The 18,075-nt window shown below is 71.6% G+C and carries 18 protein-coding genes; 9 read left to right on the top strand and 9 right to left on the bottom strand.

The window, feature by feature from the left end; genetic code table 11:
- Positions 1-35 precede the first annotated feature (35 nt).
- The 3 genes from HNR14_RS11635 to HNR14_RS11645 all read left to right on the top strand — a co-directional run bounded on the left by HNR14_RS11635 (position 36) and on the right by HNR14_RS11645 (position 3,659).
- Positions 36-1,538 (top strand): glycoside hydrolase family 36 protein, encoded by a 1,503-nt coding sequence (locus tag HNR14_RS11635; RefSeq protein ID WP_179701176.1) that lies wholly within the window; start codon positions 36-38, stop codon positions 1,536-1,538.
- Positions 1,539-1,664: 126 nt separating this feature from the next.
- A complete protein-coding gene (locus tag HNR14_RS11640; protein WP_179701177.1) occupies positions 1,665-3,224 on the top strand; it encodes a DUF4832 domain-containing protein in 1,560 nt (519 codons plus the stop codon).
- A gap of 114 nt (positions 3,225-3,338) precedes the next feature.
- Complete coding sequence (locus tag HNR14_RS11645; RefSeq protein ID WP_179701178.1) at positions 3,339-3,659, top strand: hypothetical protein; 321 nt, start codon at positions 3,339-3,341, stop codon at positions 3,657-3,659.
- A gap of 6 nt (positions 3,660-3,665) precedes the next feature.
- On the opposite strand, the gene HNR14_RS11650 is transcribed toward HNR14_RS11645, so the two are convergent.
- The gene (locus tag HNR14_RS11650; protein ID WP_179701179.1) at positions 3,666-4,451 is read right to left on the bottom strand and encodes a nucleotidyltransferase domain-containing protein; all 786 of its coding nucleotides are present in this window, start codon (positions 4,449-4,451) and stop codon (positions 3,666-3,668) included.
- A gap of 32 nt (positions 4,452-4,483) precedes the next feature.
- Positions 4,484-5,572: an oxidoreductase gene (locus tag HNR14_RS11655; RefSeq protein ID WP_179701180.1), complete on the bottom strand. Its 1,089-nt coding sequence runs from the start codon at positions 5,570-5,572 to the stop codon at positions 4,484-4,486.
- A 105-nt stretch (positions 5,573-5,677) separates the two neighbouring features.
- Between HNR14_RS11655 and HNR14_RS11660 the strand changes: the two genes are divergently transcribed.
- The 4 genes from HNR14_RS11660 (at position 5,678) to HNR14_RS11675 (ending at position 9,222) form a co-directional block, all read left to right on the top strand.
- A complete protein-coding gene (locus HNR14_RS11660; protein WP_021762806.1) occupies positions 5,678-7,420 on the top strand; it encodes an MFS transporter in 1,743 nt (580 codons plus the stop codon).
- Positions 7,404-7,874 (top strand): MarR family winged helix-turn-helix transcriptional regulator, encoded by a 471-nt coding sequence (locus tag HNR14_RS11665; protein WP_343064472.1) that lies wholly within the window; start codon positions 7,404-7,406, stop codon positions 7,872-7,874. Before HNR14_RS11660 ends, HNR14_RS11665 begins: the two co-directional genes overlap by 17 nt.
- Positions 7,875-7,986: 112 nt before the next feature.
- The gene (locus HNR14_RS11670; protein WP_179701182.1) at positions 7,987-8,418 is read left to right on the top strand and encodes a hypothetical protein; all 432 of its coding nucleotides are present in this window, start codon (positions 7,987-7,989) and stop codon (positions 8,416-8,418) included.
- 138 nt (positions 8,419-8,556) lie between these two features.
- A complete protein-coding gene (locus HNR14_RS11675; protein WP_179701183.1) occupies positions 8,557-9,222 on the top strand; it encodes an HAD family hydrolase in 666 nt (221 codons plus the stop codon).
- Here HNR14_RS11675 and HNR14_RS11680 read toward each other — a convergent pair.
- Both HNR14_RS11680 and HNR14_RS11685 read right to left on the bottom strand, forming a co-directional pair.
- A complete protein-coding gene (locus tag HNR14_RS11680; protein WP_179701184.1) occupies positions 9,203-10,576 on the bottom strand; it encodes a GGDEF domain-containing protein in 1,374 nt (457 codons plus the stop codon). The two genes, HNR14_RS11675 and HNR14_RS11680, sit on opposite strands and share 20 nt — an antisense overlap.
- Positions 10,573-11,415 (bottom strand): alpha/beta fold hydrolase, encoded by an 843-nt coding sequence (locus tag HNR14_RS11685; protein WP_179701185.1) that lies wholly within the window; start codon positions 11,413-11,415, stop codon positions 10,573-10,575. The genes HNR14_RS11680 and HNR14_RS11685 overlap by 4 nt, the downstream gene beginning before the upstream one ends.
- A 180-nt stretch (positions 11,416-11,595) precedes the next feature.
- Here HNR14_RS11685 and HNR14_RS11690 point away from each other — a divergent pair, with 180 nt between their 5' ends.
- On the top strand, positions 11,596-12,381 hold the full coding sequence (locus HNR14_RS11690; RefSeq protein WP_179701186.1) for an EAL domain-containing protein: 786 nt from the start codon (positions 11,596-11,598) through the stop codon (positions 12,379-12,381).
- Between the two features lie 27 nt (positions 12,382-12,408).
- Here the strand turns inward: HNR14_RS11690 and HNR14_RS11695 are convergent, their stop codons facing one another.
- A complete protein-coding gene (locus HNR14_RS11695; protein ID WP_179701187.1) occupies positions 12,409-12,666 on the bottom strand; it encodes a hypothetical protein in 258 nt (85 codons plus the stop codon).
- A gap of 134 nt (positions 12,667-12,800) precedes the next feature.
- Between HNR14_RS11695 and HNR14_RS11700 the strand changes: the two genes are divergently transcribed.
- A complete protein-coding gene (locus HNR14_RS11700) occupies positions 12,801-13,118 on the top strand; it encodes a DUF7882 family protein (RefSeq protein WP_039922040.1) in 318 nt (105 codons plus the stop codon).
- Between the two features lie 33 nt (positions 13,119-13,151).
- Here HNR14_RS11700 and HNR14_RS11705 read toward each other — a convergent pair whose 3' ends face one another.
- The 4 genes from HNR14_RS11705 to HNR14_RS11720 form a co-directional block, all read right to left on the bottom strand.
- A complete protein-coding gene (locus HNR14_RS11705; protein ID WP_179701188.1) occupies positions 13,152-13,955 on the bottom strand; it encodes a CbiQ family ECF transporter T component in 804 nt (267 codons plus the stop codon).
- On the bottom strand, positions 13,952-15,718 hold the full coding sequence (locus HNR14_RS11710) for an energy-coupling factor transporter ATPase (protein ID WP_179701189.1): 1,767 nt from the start codon (positions 15,716-15,718) through the stop codon (positions 13,952-13,954). Before HNR14_RS11710 ends, HNR14_RS11705 begins: the two co-directional genes overlap by 4 nt.
- Before the next feature lie 5 nt (positions 15,719-15,723).
- On the bottom strand, positions 15,724-16,317 hold the full coding sequence (locus tag HNR14_RS11715; RefSeq protein WP_179701190.1) for an ECF transporter S component: 594 nt from the start codon (positions 16,315-16,317) through the stop codon (positions 15,724-15,726).
- A gap of 61 nt (positions 16,318-16,378) precedes the next feature.
- Positions 16,379-17,929, bottom strand: a complete 1,551-nt coding sequence (locus HNR14_RS11720; RefSeq protein WP_179701191.1) for an amino acid permease — start codon at positions 17,927-17,929, stop codon at positions 16,379-16,381.
- Between the last annotated feature and the right edge of the window lie 146 nt (positions 17,930-18,075).

Genomic DNA, 18,075 nt, shown 5'->3' on the forward strand with positions numbered 1-18,075 from the left:
CCGGCCGCCCCCGCGCACCACACAGAAAGCCCACCATGCTGCACACCTTCGACTTCGGATCCGTGCGGATCCCCGCCAACGTCACCGGAGCACCGATCGCGGTGCCGGGAGGCCACATCGTGCCCGCCGGGCCTGTCGCCCTCCTGCACCCCTTCGGCGACACCGAGTTCTACCGGCACGGCTGGAACTCGTGGAGCCCGTCCGGCTGGGCGCACACCGACGGCGAGACCATCGGCATCAAGGACAGCCCCCGGCGCCTCCTCACCGCCGACGATGCCGCGAACGAGACGCCGCACCTCCACTCGGGCAGCGCGGTCGGAGCCGTCGTCGGCGAGGACGGCAACGTCCTCCTGCTCGGCGGGCTCGGCCTCGGGACGCCCCGGGTCGGTGCCGACGGCAACGTGCTCTGGGGCCGTGCGGAGGAGGCCTCGGCCGAGTGGTTCGTCGGCTACGGTCCCGAGGTCGAGGTGTTCGCCGCCTACGCCGACCTCGTCGCCGCGCGGCTCGGGAGGCGTTCGCTGCGGGCGGGCGCGGTGTGGAGCAGCTGGTACTCCTTCTTCGAGGACATCGACGAGGACACCATCGGGCGGACCGTCCGGGACCTCGCCGGCTATCCGTTCGACGTCTTCCAGCTCGACGACGGGTGGGAGCCGATCGTCGGCGACTGGACGGCCAACGCGAAGTTCCCCTCGGGCATGGCCGCGACGGCGCGCACGATCGCCGACGCCGGGTTCCGGCCCGGGCTGTGGCTTGCACCGATGATCGCCCTGCCCGACTCCGACATCGCCCGCACCCGCCCCGACCTGCTCGTGCAGGACGACGACGGCCGGCCCCTGGTCAGCGGGTACAACTGGGACTCCCACTACTACTCCCTCGACACGACGCAGCCCGAGGTGAAGGACCACCTGCGCGAGGTCTTCGAGCGCGTCACCGGCTGGGGGTTCCGCTACCTCAAGCTCGACTTCATGTACGCGGGCGCCATCACCGGCAACCGCAGCACCGGGGTCCATCGCGAGACCGCGTACCGGGAGGCCGTGGAGCACATCCGCTCCGTCGTCGGGGACGACGTGTACCTGCTCGGGTGCGGCGTCCCGATGATCCCGTCCGTCGGCGTGTTCGACGGCGCGCGGGTCGGACCGGATGTCGCGGCCTTCTGGGACAACGCGGAGCGCGTCGGCGACCCCTCGGGGGTCGGCGCCCGCAACTCGATCGTCTCCTCCATCAACCGCGCCTGGATGAAGCGGCTCTACGAGGTCGACCCCGACGCGATCTACTTCCGCAGCGCCCGCAGCCTGCTCTCCGACGGCGAGCGGCAGGCGCTGCGCGACACCGCCGCCGTGCTCGAGTTCCGCTCCACCTCCGACCCGCTCGCCTGGCTCACTCCGGCCGAACGGGAGGAACTGCGGGACTACATGGAGGAGACCGCGCTGATCGAGCAGACCGGCCGCTACGCCTTCCGCATCAACGGCCGCGAGGTCGACTTCACTCCCATCGTGACGGGGGAGGCCGCCGTCGAGGCTGCCTCCGTCGTCGGCTAGACGCGTGGGGCGCGGCGTCCGCCGGATGCCGCGCCCCACGCTCACGGAACCCGAATCCGACCGCAGTACGCACATTCACCGCTCGACGACCCGACGGCGACGACGCCGTCAGAAAGGTGCACCAGAATGCGCAGAACCGTACGGAACACGATCGTGGGAGTGGCCGCCGCGGCCGCGCTCGCGATACCCGCCCTGTTCGCGGCCCCGGCCACGGCGGGCACGTCCCACCCGGCAGGCACGGCCTCCTGGACTTCGCTCGCCGCGGCCGGCGAACCGGACGTCAACCCGCTGAAGGGCTTCATCCCCTTCGCGGGTTCGTACACCGCGTTCCCCTACTCGATGGAGTGGGCGTACTTCCCGGTGAACGCCGTGATGACCGGGCCCGACACCTTCGACTGGTCGGCGCTCGACACCGCGCTGAACACGATCGCGGCGCGGGGTCACCAGACCGCCTTCCGCTTCTACCTCGACTATCCCGGTCAGCCCAGCGGCGTACCGCAGTACCTGCTCGACGGCGGCCTGACCACCCACTCCTACAGCGACTACGGCAACAACGGCGTCAGCGTCTCGCCGAACTACGACGACCCGAACCTCCGCACCGCGATCGACCAGTTCGTCGCCGCGCTCGGGCAGCGCTACGACGGCGACGCCCGTGTCGGCTTCGTGCAGGCCGGCCTGATCGGGTTCTGGGGCGAGTGGCACACCTACCCCTACAACGGCGACGGCGGCCAGCCGAACTGGATGCCGTCCGACGCCACCCAGCTGGAGGTGCTGACCGACTTCACCGACGCCTTCCACACCACCAAGCTCATGGTGCGCAACCCCACCACCATGAACGCGTCCCTGCCGATCGGCTATCACGACGACTCGTTCGCCCTCGAGACCAAGACGAGCTCGCTCGGCTGGCACTTCATGGACAACATGGTCGCGGCCGGCGCCACCGACAAGTGGAAGACCGAGCCGATCGCCGGCGAGCTGCGCCCCGAGCTGCAGCCGTGCCTCTTCTCGGCGGCCGGATGCCCGGTGCTGGAGGACGGCGGCGACAACGACTTCGCGGGCAGCGCCGACCAGACCCACGCCAGCTGGCTCATGGACCACTACGCGTTCGAGACCGGGTACTCGGCCGCGGACAAGCTCGCGGCGCTCGCCGCGTCGAAATCGCTCGGCTACTCCTTCCGCGCCACCCAGGCGCTCGTGCCGTCGTCGACGGCCGCGACCACGGTCTCGGTCGGGCTGTCCATCGCGAACATCGGTCGCGCTCCCTTCTATTACGACTGGCCGATCACGCTGAGCTACGTGAACGCCTCCGGGGCGGCGGTGAAGACCGTCGCGACCTCCTGGCACGTCAGCGACATCGCCAGCGGCGCCACCACGCAGTTCACGGGCAGCGTCGACCTGACCGGGGTCGCGCCCGGGACGTACACGCTCGTCGCGCAGGTCACCAACCCGCTCGCGGGCGGCTTCCCGATCCGGTTCGCCAACGCCGCGCAGGACACGACGACGTCCGGCTGGCTCACGCTCGGCACGACGACCGTCGTGAGCGGGAGCACGTCGGCCGGGCACGGGCACGGGCACGGCGGGGCGGGCGGGCATGGCGGGACGCCGGTCGGCGCGCATCCCGGCCACGGCACGCCCGCCGGCGGCCACGGCGGCGGTTGCGCGCGCGGCGGGCTCCGCGCCGCGTGATGAGGGAGGCCGGGGCTGCGTCGTCGAACGCGGCGCCGCCCCGGTCGCTCCGTCACGACGTGTCACGGCGTCAAGCCCTGTCGCGCCCGCGGCCCACGCCCCTAGGCTGTGCCCATGGCAGAGGGATTCAACCAGGCGTTCGCCGACGTGGCGTTCGCACTCCAGAGCGACCCGGACGACGACGTGACGCTCGACGGCGACCGGCTCCTGGTCAAGGGGAGGCTGTTCGCCTACCTCGACGGATCGGCGCTGGTCGTCGACCTCCCGGCACCGCGGTCGGCGGATCTGATCGAGCGCGGGGTCGCCTCCGCAGCCGACGGCGCCCACACCGCGAGCGGCGCGTGGGCGGCCATCGCCGCGGAGGAGGACTGGCCGGAGCTCGCCTCCGAAGCCCACCAGTTCGTCGGCGAGCCCGCGGTCGGCCGCGACTCGTAGGGGCCGCTAGAGCGCTTCGGGCGTCGGAGCCTGCCAGAGCCAGGCGAGCTCGTTGTCGGAGACGAAGCGCGAGAGCGTGTTGTCCGGCGTGAGCGTGGACGGCACCACGGCCTCGACCGCGGTCATCACGTCCGTGCCCGTGCGCGGCGACGGCGCGGCGAGCAGCGCATCCAGCAGTGGCAGCACCGCGGCCGAGCGCTCGGGGAGGCTCGCGACGCTCGACCGCACGTACTTCGGCCCCGCGAAGAGCACCCGGTGGTGAGCCAGAAGCGCGCGGGAGGCCGCGTTCGCCAGGTGCACCGCCGCCCAGCTGAGCAGATACGGGTCGGCGAGCTGCTCGCCCTGCGGCAGGAAGTACCCGCCGTAGAGCCGCAGCTGCGCGACGAAGGAGTCCGCCCGGCGTGCCCATTCGTCGTCGGGGAGGGTCTGGATGGCCGTCAGCGTCTCCTCCAGACCGTCGAGCCGCGACCACGCGACGCGGGAGCCGAGGAGGGATGCCCGCGTCGGCTCGTCCGCCCGCTCGGCCGCGGCGGCCAGGTAACTCGGCGACGCCACCTTCACATCCACGTACCCGCCCTCATAGGTCGCGACGTCGCCGCGCACGTAGCTGAGGGCGTCGGTCGCCCGCGCGCGCTCGAAGGCCTCCTCCGTGACGACCAGGTACACGTCGACGTCGGAGTCGGGCCGCGCGGTCCCGCGGGCGAGGGACCCGGTGAGGACGAGGGCGAGCGCGTCGTCGTCGGCCTGGGTCTGCGCCGCGAAGGCCGCGAGGGTCGTCTGGTGATGCTGCATCCGACCCACGCTACTGCGTGCCGGCGGCGGGGCTACCGCGCGCCGGCCGCCTCCGCGACGGTCGGGTAGTCGATGTAGCCGCGCGCACCGCCGACGTAGAACGTGGAGGCGTCGTGGTCGTTGAGGTCGTGGTCATCGGCCCAGCGTTCGGCGAGGTCGGGGTTGGCGATGGCCGCCCGGCCGACCGCGACGGCGTCGGCGACGCCCGCCTCCACCAGGTGGACGGCCTCCTCGCGCGTCGTCACCGTGCCGAAGCCGGTGTTGGCGATCAGGGGGGCGCCGAGCTCGCGGCGGATGCCCTGGACGAGCTCGCCGGCCGGGTCGGCGTGCAGGATGTCGACGAACGCGATGCCGAGCGGCGCGAGACCGCGCGCGACGGCGGCGTAGGTCGCGGCCGTCTCGACGGCGTCCTCCTCGAGGGCGCCCTGGATGTTGTGCTCGGGGGAGAGGCGGATGCCGACCCGGCCGGCTCCGATCGCGTCCGCCACCGCCGACACGACCTCGATCGCGAACCGGGCGCGGTTCTCGGGGGTGCCGCCGTACCCGTCCATGCGCTCGTTGCTCGCCGGCGACAGGAACTGGTGGACGAGGTAGCCGTTGGCCCCGTGCACCTCGACGCCGTCGAAGCCCGCGCGGATCGCGTTGCGGGCGGCGGCGGCGAACCCGGCGACGGCCTCCTGCACCTCGGCCTCCGTGAGCGCGTGCGCGACCGGGAGGTGGGTCTTCCCGTCGGGGATGCGGATGGTCCCGGGGGCCGCGAGGGCGCTCGCCGAGACGACGCGCCCGGTCCCGGTGATCGCCGGGTGCGAGATGCGGCCGCCGTGCATGAGCTGCGTCACGATCGTCCCGCCCGCCGCGTGCACCGCGTCGGTCACGCGCTTCCAGCCGGCGACGTGCTCCTCGGTCTCCAGTCCGGGCTGCCCGATCCAGGTGCGCCCCTCCTGCACCGGCCAGGTCCCCTCGGTGAGGATCATGCCGAAAGAGGCGCGCTGCTCGTAATAGGTGACGAGCAGATCGCCCGGGGTGCCGTCCTCGCCCGCCCGGATGCGCGTGAGCGGCGCCATGACGAGACGGTTGCGGAGGCTGAGGGAGCCGAAGTCGGCGGGGCTGAAGATGTTCACCCCGAAGACAACCGGGCGATGGCCGATCGTATTTCCCGGCTATATAGTTAATGCATATAAAGCAACGACTCCACGTACCCGCACGTCCCAAGTCAGGAAACTCCCGTGGCCCGCACCGGCATCTTCACCAAAGACCACCCGCACTACCGCTGGGTGGCGCTCTCGAACACCACGCTCGGCATGCTCATGGCGACGATCAACTCGTCGATCGTCATCATCTCGCTGCCCGCGATCTTCACCGGCATCAAGCTGAACCCGCTGGAGCCGGGCAACGTCTCGTACCTGCTCTGGATGCTGATGGGCTACATGCTCGTCACCGCGGTCCTGGTCGTGATGTTCGGGCGGATGGGTGACCAGTACGGGCGCGTGCGCATCTACAACCTGGGCTTCGTGATCTTCACGATCGCGGCCATCCTGCTCTGCCTCGACCCGTTCACCGGCGGACCGGCGGCGATGTGGCTGATCGGCTGGCGATTCGTGCAGGGCGTGGGCGGCGCGATGCTGTTCGCGAACTCGACGGCGATCCTGACGGACGCCTTCCCCGCCAACAAGCGCGGCTTCGCGCTGGGCCTCAACCAGGTGGCGGCGATCGCGGGATCGTTCATCGGCCTCATCCTGGGCGGCGTGCTGGCCGAGATCGACTGGCGCATGGTGTTCTTCGTGTCGGTGCCGTTCGGCGTGATCGGCACGATCTGGTCGATCAAGTCGCTGCACGAGGTCGGCCAGAAGAACCCGGGCCGCATCGACTGGCTCGGCAACCTGACGTTCGGGATCGGGCTCGTCGCCCTGCTGACGGGCATCACCTACGGCATCCAGCCCTACGGCGACAGCAGCCAGGGCTGGGGCAACCCGTGGGTGCTCGGCTCGATCATCGGCGGCATCCTGCTGCTCGTGGCGTTCGTGTTCGTCGAGCTGAAGGTGCCGTCGCCGATGTTCGACATGCGGCTGTTCCGGATCAGACCGTTCTCGGCCGGAATCTTCGCCGGGTTCCTCGCCGCGATCGGGCGAGGCGGCCTCCAGTTCATGCTGATCATCTGGCTGCAGGGCATCTGGCTGCCGCTGCACGGCTACAGCTACGAGTCGACCCCGCTGTGGGCCGGCATCTACATGCTCCCGATCACGATCGGCTTCCTCATCGCCGGCCCGATCTCCGGAGCGCTCTCCGACCGCTTCGGCTCGCGCGGCTTCGCCACGGTCGGACTGGTGCTGGTCGCCGCCACCTTCATCGGCCTCCTGCTCATCCCCGTGAACTTCGAGTACTGGCAGTTCGCCCTGCTCACCGGCCTCAACGGCATCGGCTCGGGCCTCTTCTCGTCGCCCAACCGCACGGCGATCATGAACAGCGTGCCGCCCAACGAGCGCGGCGCCGCGTCGGGCATGGCGGGCGTCGCCCTCAACGCGGGCAGCTCGCTCTCCATCGGCATCTTCTTCTCGCTGATGATCGCGGGCCTCTCGGTCGCGCTGCCGACCGCCCTCACGCAGGGGCTCACGTCCCACGGCGTGCCGCAGACGGTGGCCTCGCAGATCGGCAACACCCCACCGGTCGGCAGCCTGTTCGCCGCCTTCCTCGGCTACAACCCCATCCAGAGCCTGCTCGCGCCGACCGGTCTGCTCTCCAGCGCCAAGGTGGATGCGGCCACGCTGACGGGCAAGGAGTTCTTCCCCCAGCTGATCTCCGGGCCGTTCCACGACGGCCTCGTGATCGTCTTCCTCGCCGCGGCGATCATGAGCATCATCGGCGCCATCGCCTCCTTCGCGGGCGGAGCCAAGTATGTTCATGGTGAGGGGGCCGCACCCGAGCGGTCCACCAGCGACGAAGGCGAGGACGTGGGTGCAGCCCGAGCATGATGAGACGAACGGCCCCGACCGCGACGACGTGGCCGGACGGCTCGCGCTCGCCGTGGGGCGCCTGAACCGCCGCATCCGCTCGGGGACGGGCGGCCTGAGCCACGGCCAGCTCTCCGCCCTGTCGACGATCGTCCGCCAGGGACCGCTGCGCCCGAGCGAGGTCGCCGCCATCGAGCAGGTCGCCGCGCCCACCGTCACGCGGCTGGTCACCGAGCTGGAGGCGCGCGGGCTGGTCGAGCGCACGCCGGATCCCGACGACGGCCGCTCCTTCTTCGTCTCGGGCACCGACGCCGGCATCGAACTGCTGCTGGAGGCGCGCTCTGACCGCGCTCGGGCCGTCACGCGGATCCTCGACGGGCTCGACCCCGCACGGGTCGCCGCCCTCCGAGCGGCGCTCCCCGCGCTTGAGGAGGCCGCGAGCATCGCGCGCCCGGACGCCCCGTCGGCGCGCTGACCCGACCGATCCGGCCCTTTTCCCGTCACGCTGCGACGGTTCCCGCGTCTCTGGAGTGAGGCGCCGCATCCCCGACCGCGCACGCGTCTCACCGCCGACCCCAGGAGACGCCATGGGTACCGACCTCCCTGACGACGCGCGCCTCCGCGCGCAGCTCGATCGGCTCCGCGCCGCGCTGCACCCGCCGGCGGAGGCGCCGTCACCTCCCTCGACGGCGACCGAACTCCTCGCTCTCGGCCGTCGGCCGGGGGGATTCGTCGCCGTGCGGATCACGGACGCGCCCCTGGCCCGACCGGGCCGGGGCGGCGGTTCGGACTGGCGGCTCACCGTCGTCGCGCTCACCGGCCTCGATGCGGAGCGCCTGTGCTTCGTGCCGGTGCCCCGTGGGGTCGAGCACGACCTCCTCCGGCTGCTCGGGATGCGCGCCTCGCGTGCCGAGCGCGGCGCGCCCGTCGGCAGCACCTCATCGCACGCGCTCATCCGCGACGAGAGGGGCGTTGAACGCCCGCGACCATACCGGGGAGGCGCGGCGGCGGCCCGCTGAGACCCCCGTCTTCGGGCCGCCGCCGTAACCGGGGATGCAGTACTGCCGCCCGGCTCATCCGGTCCGGCCTGCCATCCGGTTAGTGCGCTAACCAACGTACGGGAGTGGACAGATCTGTCAAGGGGTGTAAGCAGGGGTATGACGGTTTCTGCGGTTCTCTTCGACGTCGACGGCACGCTGGTCGACTCCAACTACCTGCACGTGGACGCCTGGCAGCGCGCCTTCGACGAGTGCGGCGTGCACGTGGACGCCTGGCGCATCCACCGTGCGATCGGCCAGGACTCCGCGCGGCTGCTCCACTCGCTGGTGGGCGAGCGGGATGACGACTGGGTCGCCCGCGCGAAGGAGCTGCACTCCCGCAACTACCGCGACATGGCCTCCCGTCTCGCCGCGTTCGACGGAGCCGCCGATCTGCTGCGGGCGCTGCGCGACGCCGGCGTCCGGACGGTGCTCGCCACCTCGGCCCCCGAGGACGAGCTCGACCTGCTGCTGGAGGCGCTCGACGCCGGCGACGCGGTGACCGCCACGACCTCGTCCGACGACGTGGACGACGCGAAGCCCGACCCGGGGATCCTGCAGGTCGCCCTCGACCGGGTCGGGGCGACCGCCGACGAGGCGCTGATGGTCGGGGATGCGGTGTGGGATGCGCGCGCGGCCCAGCGCGCGGGCGTGCGCTCGATCGGGGTGCGCTCCGGCGGGAGCGGGGCCGAGGAGCTGACCGAGGCGGGCGCGTCGCTCGTCTTCGACGATGCCGCAGACCTCCTGCGTCGCCGGGACGAGTGGCTCAGATCGTCGTCACGCTGACGCGGTCCTTGCCGGCGTCCTTCGACGCGTACATCGCCTTGTCGGCGAAGCGGAAGATGTCGGCCGTCGAGAGCGGATCGCGCCCGGCCGGACGGTAGACGGCCACACCGATGCTCGCGCTGATCGCGCGCTCGTCGGCGATGCCGAGCAGGGGAGCGCGGATCGCCACGCGAATGCGTTCGGCTATGGCCTCGGCCGCCACCTCGTCCGCGCCCTCGCACACGATCAGGAACTCGTCGCCGCCGAACCGGCCGACCAGGTCGCCCTGCCGGATGTTGCCGTTGAGCCGGCTCGCCACCTCCCGGAGCACCGTGTCGCCGACACCGTGGTCGAAGACGTCGTTGATCTCCTTGAAGCCGTCGAGGTCGACGAAGATCAGGGCGATGGGAGTCCGGGCCTCGGTGGCGGTCGCGAGCGCGTCGCTGAGGCTGCTGCGCAGCGCGGTGCGGTTCGCCAGGCCGGTCAGCGGGTCGTGCAAGGCGTAGGCCTCGAGCTGCGCCTGGAGCCGGATGCGGCGGAGCACCTGGGCCGCCTGCCGCGCGAGCGCGTAGTGCAGATCGGTCTGCAGGTCGTCGATGCCCCGCGCCCGGCCGAAGAAGCAGGTGATCGCGCCGATCACCTGTTCGCCGTCGAGCAGCGGCGTCACCGTGATCTCGGCCACGCGCGCGTCTTCGAGGGTCGCGACGAGCTGCTCGTTCTCCTCCTCGTGCGTACGCAGCACGAGGATGTGCTCGTCGAGCTCGCGGTCGCCGAGCAGGGCGTGCAGGTCGACGGGCTCCGTGCCTCCCGCGAGGACGAAGCCGCCCGCGGTCGCGAAATGGACCGCGGAGTCCGCGGCCGAAAATGCGTGCCGGGCACCCGCCGCGAGCATCACGGCGAGTTCGTCCTCGGTGTCGCAGCCGGCGAAGGCGGCCGATGCTTCCTGCAGCGCGCGCGTGCGTGCCTCCGACTCCTCGGCGGCGCGGCGGGCGGCGAGCAGCTGCCGCTCCCAGTCCTCCCGCCGGCTGGCGTCGAACACGGCGACGTCGATCCGCTCGAGGGCGCTGTCGGCATCCGTCACGGTCGTGGAGTTCATCAGCGCGGGCAGCCGCGCGCCGTCGGCGGCGATCACGTTCACCGAGACCTCGTGCACCTCGCCGTCGAGCAGGAGCACCGGCAGCTGCCGCGTCTCGTAGAAGATGCGGCTCCCGGGGTCCAGGAGGTCGGCGAAGGTGCGGCCTGCGAGGGCGTCGCGCGCGTACCCCGTCCAGGCGGCGAACGCCGCGTTCGCGCGGGTGATGCGCCCCTCAGGGTCGGTGGTGAGCAGGCCGCAGGGCGCCGCGTCGTAGAGCGCGGCCAGGTCGTCGGTCGTCATCGCGTCGCTGTGTCCTCGACGAAGTCCCGGAGGGCGGAGACGACCTCCTGCGGCGCGGACAGGTGCGGGCAGTGTCCCGTGGCGTCGAGCTGCACGAAGGTGCTGCCCGCGATGTTCTCGTGCACGTGCCGGCCCACCGCGACGGGAGCGATGATGTCCTCGGCGCACTGGAGGACCAGCGTCGGCACGGCCACCTTCGGGAGGTCGCGGCGGTTGTCCGACAGGAAGGTCACCTGGGCGAACTGCCGGGCGATCTCCGGGTCGGTGCGGCAGAAGCTCTCGGTGAGCTCGTCGCCGAGCTCCGGGACGCCGGGGTTGCCCATGATCTGCGGCGCGAGCGTCGCCGACCAGTTGAGGTAGTTGCGGTCCAGGGCGTCGAGCAGGCCGTCGATGTCCTCCTGGCTGAAGCCGCCGCGGTAGCCGTCGTCATCGACATAGCGCGGCGACGGCGAGACCAGCGCGAGTGCGCCGAAAAGGTCCGGACGGCGGATGGCCGCCAGCACGCCGATCATCGAGCTGACCGAGTGGCCGACGAAGACGACGTCGGTCAGGCCGAGCTCCTCCGCGATCTCGATCGCGTCGTCGGCATAGCCGTGCAGGGAGTCGTATTTGCCCGCGTCGTAGGCGGCGAGGTCCGATCCTCCCGAGCCCACGAGGTCGAACAGCACGACCGGATGGTCGGCCTCGAACGCGGGCGCGACGAGGCGCCACATCTCCTGGCTGCAGCCGAACCCGTGCGCGAACATCAGCGGCCGGCCGGTCGCGGCACCGCTCACACGGACGTTGTTGCGACGCAGAACGGGTGTGGCGTCGATCTCGTCGGAGGCGACGAAGGTCATGCAGCTCCTCGGTGGGCGGCCCGGCACTTCGGGGCGATTCGGGTCGGACGATCTCTATTATCCGGTGTGGAATCCGCGGGCGGGAGGGATAGAGACGGGAGCCGGATCGGTGTATACACCCCTTTAAGCCGATTGCAACCCCCGTTGACTCTCGGATGCGGATCAGGAACGATCGCATATATGTCCTTGATCCGTGAGTCGAACAGCATCGAGCGCCTCGCCGCCGAGCTGCCCGCCGCGGTGGAGGACGAGCAGATCGTTCCCTTCTTCCAGCCCCAGATCTCGGTGCCCACCGGACGCGTCGTCGCGGCCGAACTGCTCGGCCGCTGGCGGCATCCCGAGCTGGGCTTCGTGCCGCCCGCCGTCTTCATCCCGATCGCCGAGAGCACCCGCGCGATCCACCAGCTCGGCCGGCAGATGCTCCGCGCCGGCTGTCGTGCCGCCGCATCCTGGCAGAGCAAGGGGCGCCCGCTCGACGTCGCCGTCAACGTGGCGCCGTCGCAGCTGGCGACCGAGGAGTTCTACGTGAGCGTCCGCGAAGAGCTCGAGAGTTCGGGGATCGACCCGACCCGACTCACCCTGGAGGTGACGGAAGAGACGGTGATCGCCGATCCCGCGCTCGTGGCAGAACGGCTCGACCGGCTGCGCGACATCGGGGTCGTCGTCTCCATCGACGACTTCGGAGCGGGCCACTCGTCACAGAGCAGGGTGATCGACCTGCGCGCCTCCGAGTTGAAGCTGGACCGCCGCCTGGTGGCGCCGGACGATTCCGAGCGCTCCATCGCCACCGTCATCGACTTCGCGCACGAGCGCGGGATCCGCACCGTGGGCGAAGGAGTGGAGACCCGAGCCCAGCTCGACCGTCTCCGCGTCCTCGGCTGCGACCGTGCGCAGGGCTACCTCATCGCCAAGCCCGCCGACGAGCAGCAGTTCGGCGAGTGGTTGCGCGAGTACGCCCGGGCCTAGGCCCGCGCTTTCACGGGGCTCTGCAGACTAGAGGCTGTCGAGGTCCGCGTCGGGCTCAACGATCCCGGCGTCCACCGCGCCGTCGCCGCCGACGTCGATCTGGGTCCAGACCACCGGCATGCCCGGGGAGAACAGGATGTCGACGCCGGGGCCCGAGCGCAGCGGCGGGATGTTGACGTAGCCGCCGCCGGCCTTGACCGCCTCGAGGATCTTGGTGCGCAACTCCGTCACCGGCTCCGGCAGGAAGTAGTCTTTTCCATCCACGGTGAGCCGGTTGACGATCATGTGCGGGAGAACCTCCGGGGCCTGAGTACGGGTAGCACCTCCGACTGTACCGCGCCTCGTGCCGAGCGTCGCCCGGTGCGGGTATCCTGCCAGGAGGCGTCACACCCGTCCCGGCGCCTCTGAAGGGCTTGGCTGTGGGAACACTCGCGTACAACGGAGAGAGCTTCGAGATCGACGACCGGGTGCTGACGCACCTGCAGATCGTCATCAGCACGAAGCTCCGGCGCGGGGAGAATTTCTTCCTCTCCTGGCCGCTCCCGGTGGAGCGTGGCAGCGGACGCCACGCCATCTGGGTGGACAACGGCGTGCCGATCCACATCTACTACAGCGGCTCCCGCGCCATCAGCATCAACCGCGACTGGATCGAGTCGATGATCGTCGCCGCCGGCCGCGCCTCCGGGCTCGTCATCACGGACGAGTCGGCCGGCAACGAAGGCCCCTCCGGCTCCTGACCGTCGCTGCGCGCCGACGCCGCTGAGCAGGCGTCAGCGGGGGACGAGCACGAACACGGCGGCCGTGGCCGCCCAGCCGGCGAGCGTGAACACCGTGTCGCGCACGCGCCAGCGCGACGGCGTCCGCTCGGTGCGGGTGGGATGCGCGCCGAACGCGCGCGACTCCATCGCCAGCGCCATCCGGTCGGCGTGCCGGATGCTCGACGCCAGCAGCGGCACGACGGCCGCGAACGCGCGGCGGAACGCAGCGATCGGCCCGCGACCGGGAGCCACGCCGCGCACCCGCTGCGCCTGGCGGATCAGCGTCAGCTCGGCGCCGAAGCGCGGCACGAACCGGTAGGCGGCGACGGCCGTGTAGCCGATCCGGTACGGGATGCGCAGCTGCGCCACGAGGGCGCGCGCGAGATCCGGTCCCGTCGTCGTGAGGCCGCCGACCAGGGCGAGCACGACCAGAGCGGTCAGGCGCAGCGAGGTCGCGAAGCCGACGGCGAGGGCGCCGGCCGTGTAGTCGAACGCGCCGATGGAGAAGAGCACCGTGCGGTCGGCGACGCGCGACGGGTCCGTCCAGAAGCCGAAGCTCACCGCCATCACGAGCACCACGACCGGCACGCCGACGAGCAGCGCGACCAGCAGCGCCGGCCGCAGTCGCGCGCCGACGAGCAGGAGCAGCATCCCGAGCAGCAGGAGCACGAGCGGCGTGAGCACGTCCCGCGTGAACAGCAGCGCGACCCAGGCCGGCACGACGGCGGCGACCTTGGCGAGCGGGTTGAGGTGGTGCAGGAACCGGCCGGTGACCGGGGCGCCGGTGCCGTAGGGGTCGGCGGAGAGGAAGCTCACGGTGCGCCTCCCGGCAGATCGCGCAGCCGGGTGAGCCCGCGCAGCGGCGCCGGCACCCGCGGATCGGCCAGGGCGCGCACGAGGGGAGGCCGTCGCAGGCCCGCGCCCTCCAGCAGTTCGCTGTCGCGCAGGATGTCCGCCGTCGCACCGAAGGCGGCGACGCGGCCGTCGTCGACGACCGCGACGTGCGAGGCGTATTCGGCGGCGAGGCCCAGGTCGTGCGTCACCACGACGACCGTCGTGCCCGCGGCGTTGAGCGCGGCCAGCAGCTCCAGCAGTTCGGCGGCGCGCGCCCGGTCCTGCCCGAACGTCGGCTCGTCGAGCACGAGCAGCGGGGCGCCCGCGATCAGCGCCGTGCCGACCGAGAGTCGCCGCTTCTGGCCGCCGGAGAGGAGGAAGGGATGCGCGTCGCGCTGGGCGCCGAGGCCGAGGGTCGCGAGCATCCGCTCGACGCGCTCGTCGACCTCCGCGGCGGGGAGGTGCTGCTGGCGGAGGCCGTAGGCGAGCTCGTCGGTGACGGTGTGGACGACGAACTGATGCTCGGGGTTCTGGAAGACGAAGCCGACGGTGGCGGCGAGGTCGGCCGCGGAAGCGCGCGCAGGATCGAGGGTTGCGGGGTCGCCGGAACCACCGGAAGCGCCGGGACGGCTGAGGGCGACCGTGCCGCGGGGAGGCCGCAGCACGCCCGCGATCGCCTGGACGAGCGTGCTCTTGCCGGCGCCGTTGGGACCGACCACCGCGACGAAGTCGCCCTGCGCGACCCGGAGGGAGACGTCGTGCAGCACCTCCCGGCGTCCGCGGCGGAGGGTGAGGTGGGAGACGGCGATGGCAGCAGGCGCGGGCGTCGGGCCGGTGGCGGATGCGTCGTCGGGCCGGCCGGAGACCGCCGCGTCGAGCGGTTCGGACAGGAGCGCCAGGCCAGCCGTAAGCTCCTCCGGCGTCAGCGGCAGCGGGTCGATCGCGAGCGCCGCCCGACGCAGCCGCAGCCCGGCGAGCGTCGCGGTCGGCAGCCACACTCCGAGAGCGGCCAGCTCGTCCGCGCGCTCGCGGAGCACCGTCGAGGCCGGGCCATGCACGACCGGGCGACCGTCGGCATCCAGGACCAGCACCGTGTCCACGATGCCCATCGCGGCGTCGAGGTTGTGCTCGACCAGCACGACCGCGCGCCCGGAGCCGTCCGCGACCAGGTCACCGAGCAGCCGGTACACCTCCTCCGCGCCCGCGGGATCGAGATTCGCGGTCGGCTCGTCCAGCACCAGCAGCGGGGCGTCCAGTGCCAGCGCGCACGCGATCGCCAGCCGCTGCTTGCCGCCGCCCGAGAGCGTGTCGGGGTCATCGGTCCGGCGCTCCCAGAGCCCGACCGCGCGCAACGCCTGCTCGGCGCGCGCGAGCACCTCGGCGGCGGCCACCAGCCGGTTCTCGGGGCCGAAGCAGACCTCGTCCAGCACCGTCGCGGTCACCAGCTGCGCGTCCGGATCCTGAAACACCATCCCCACGTGCTCGCTGAGGTCGGCGACGCGGGCGTCCGCCGTGTCCACCCCGCCCACGACGACCGTGCCCTGCATCGTCGCGGGGATCGCGTGCGGCACGAGTCCGTTCAGTGCCAACGCCAGCGTCGACTTGCCGCATCCGCTCGGCCCGAGGACCAGGAGCACCTCGCCGGGCGCGACCGCGACCTCCACCCCGTCGGGTGTCCACGCCGCGGCGCCCTCGTGCCGGATGCGCACGCCCTGCACCCGCAGGGGCGCGGGTCCCGCCGCCACGGCGGTCAGGCGGCCATCATCGGCAGCGGCTCGGAGTCGCGGCGGCGGGGGCGCACGATCGGCAGCTGCAGTCCGCGACCGGCTCCGGTGCGGTCGAGCCCGGCGGCGACGGCGCGCCCGAGCCAGGTGAAGAGGATGGGACTCACGACGAACAGGCCGATGTGGACGACCTGCACCCACGGCTCCGCCAGGTCGGCGCCCTGCGCGATGAACACACCGACCCCGAAGATCAGCCCCGCGATGGTGACGGCGGTGTAGAACAGCCACGCCCTCCAGTACCGGTAGAGCGTGATCGCGAACGGCACCTCCTGCAGCAGCCCGATCGAGCCGGCCGCCATGACGGCCGCGAACCCGATCGGCTGGAACGGAACCGACACCAGCCCGGCGATCACCGACGTGATCAGCGCTACTCCGCCGCGGCGCAGCAGGGCCTGGGCGATCACGCCCGGCAGGAAGTACACGCCGATCACCGCGCCGTAGAACATCGGCGCCGCCGCGGCGAGCGTGCCCGAGATGTAGGCCGAGATCGAGAAGACGATGCCGCCGGCCACGCCGATGGCGGCGCAGGTCAGGAGCAGTCGCGTGCTGATGTTCTTCATGTCGCCTTCAGCCTAGAGAGGCAAGGCTAGCCTTACAAGCCGACCGCTATCGGCTCTCGGCTCAGGCGCGAGGCGGACGCGGGCGGCGGCGCGACGCGACGACCGGGTGGGCGCCCGTGTACCCCTCGCGCTTCTGCGCGATCTCGAGGATGCGGCCGCGCTGCGCGTACCAGCCGATGATCAGCAGCGGGATGATGACCACGAGCGAGGCGACTGTCCACGTGCCCGTCGGGTAGTCGAACGCCATCAGCACCAGCACGAGCACGAGGAACGCGAGCGTCAGGTAGGCCGTGAACGGCGCTCCGAAGAGGCGGAACGACGGGCGCGCCATCCGCCCCTGCAGCGACCAGCGCCGCAGCTGCATCTGGCAGAGGATGATCATCGCCCAGCTCGTGATGATGCCCAGCGCCGCGACATTCAGGACGATGTCGAACGCCTGCTTGGGCACCACCAGGTTGAGGAACACGCCGAGCACGCCGATCGCGGCGGTGAGGAGGATGCCGCCGTACGGCACGCCGCGGGTGTTCATCCGGCCGGTGAAGGCCGGGGCGGCGCCGGTCTGCGCCATCGAGTGCAGGATGCGGCCGGTGGAGTACATCCCCGCGTTCAGGCTGGAGAGGGCGGCGGTCAGCACGACGAAGTTCATCACCGAGCCCACGATGGCGCTGAGCTGCGGCCCGCCGAGGTGGCTGAAGAACGTGACGAACGGGCTCTCGCTTGCGCTGTACGCGCTCGACGGGAGGAGTAGCGCCAGCAGCAGCACGGAGCCGCAGTAGAACACCGCGATCCGGAACACCACGCTGTTGATCGCGCGCGGCATGATCTTCTCGGGGTTCGCCGTCTCGCCCGCCGCGATGCCGACCAGCTCCACCCCGGCGTAGGCGAACACCACGCCCTGCACGAGCACGATCGCCATCGCGATGGTGGCGACGCCGTGCGGGAGGAACCCGCCGTTCTCGGCGAGCATGGCGACGCCGGTCGGGCCGAGGTCGGTCGGCCATCCCGCCGCCAGCACCACGATGCCCACGACCAGGAACGCCACGAGCGCCCCGACCTTGATCAGCGCGAACCAGAACTCCATCTCGCCGAAGACCTTCACCGAGATCAGGTTGAGGCTGACGACCACCACGAGCGCGATGAGCGCCAGCAGCCACTGCGGGACGGAGGTGAAGAGCGTCCAGTACTTCACGTAGAGCGCGATCGCCGTGGAGTCGACGATCGCGGTCATGGCCCAGTTGAGGAAGTACATCCATCCGGCGACGTACGCCATCTTCTCGCCGTAGAACTCGCGCGCGTACGACACGAACGAGCCCGACGACGGCCGGTGCAGCACCAGCTCGCCGAGTGCTCGCAGCACCAGGAACGCGAAGAACCCGCAGATCGCGTACACGAACACCAGGAGCGGGCCGCCCTGCTCGAGCCGTCCGCCTGCACCGAGGAAGAGGCCGGTGCCGATCGCGCCGCCGATGGCGATCATCTGCAGCTGCCGCGCCGAGAGGCCCTTGTGGTAGCCCTCCTGCTCGCTCGCGAAGTCCTGGACCGCCTGGCTGACGTCGCCGAGGTGCTCGCGGCCGTTCTCCAGCTCGTCCGCCGGATCGTGCGGTGTGCTCATCGGGGCCCTCCCTGCTCGGCTCCGCGGCTGGTCGGCTCCGCGGCTGCTCGGCGACCCACGATACCCGCGGGCGCGTCCCGCGGCTGCGGCGACGCACATTCGGCACGAATCGCGGGTATGGCGCCGCCAAAGTGCACATTCGTGCC

The sequence above is a fragment of the Leifsonia naganoensis genome (assembly GCF_013410615.1).
Classification (GTDB): Bacteria; Actinomycetota; Actinomycetes; order Actinomycetales; family Microbacteriaceae; genus Leifsonia; species Leifsonia aquatica.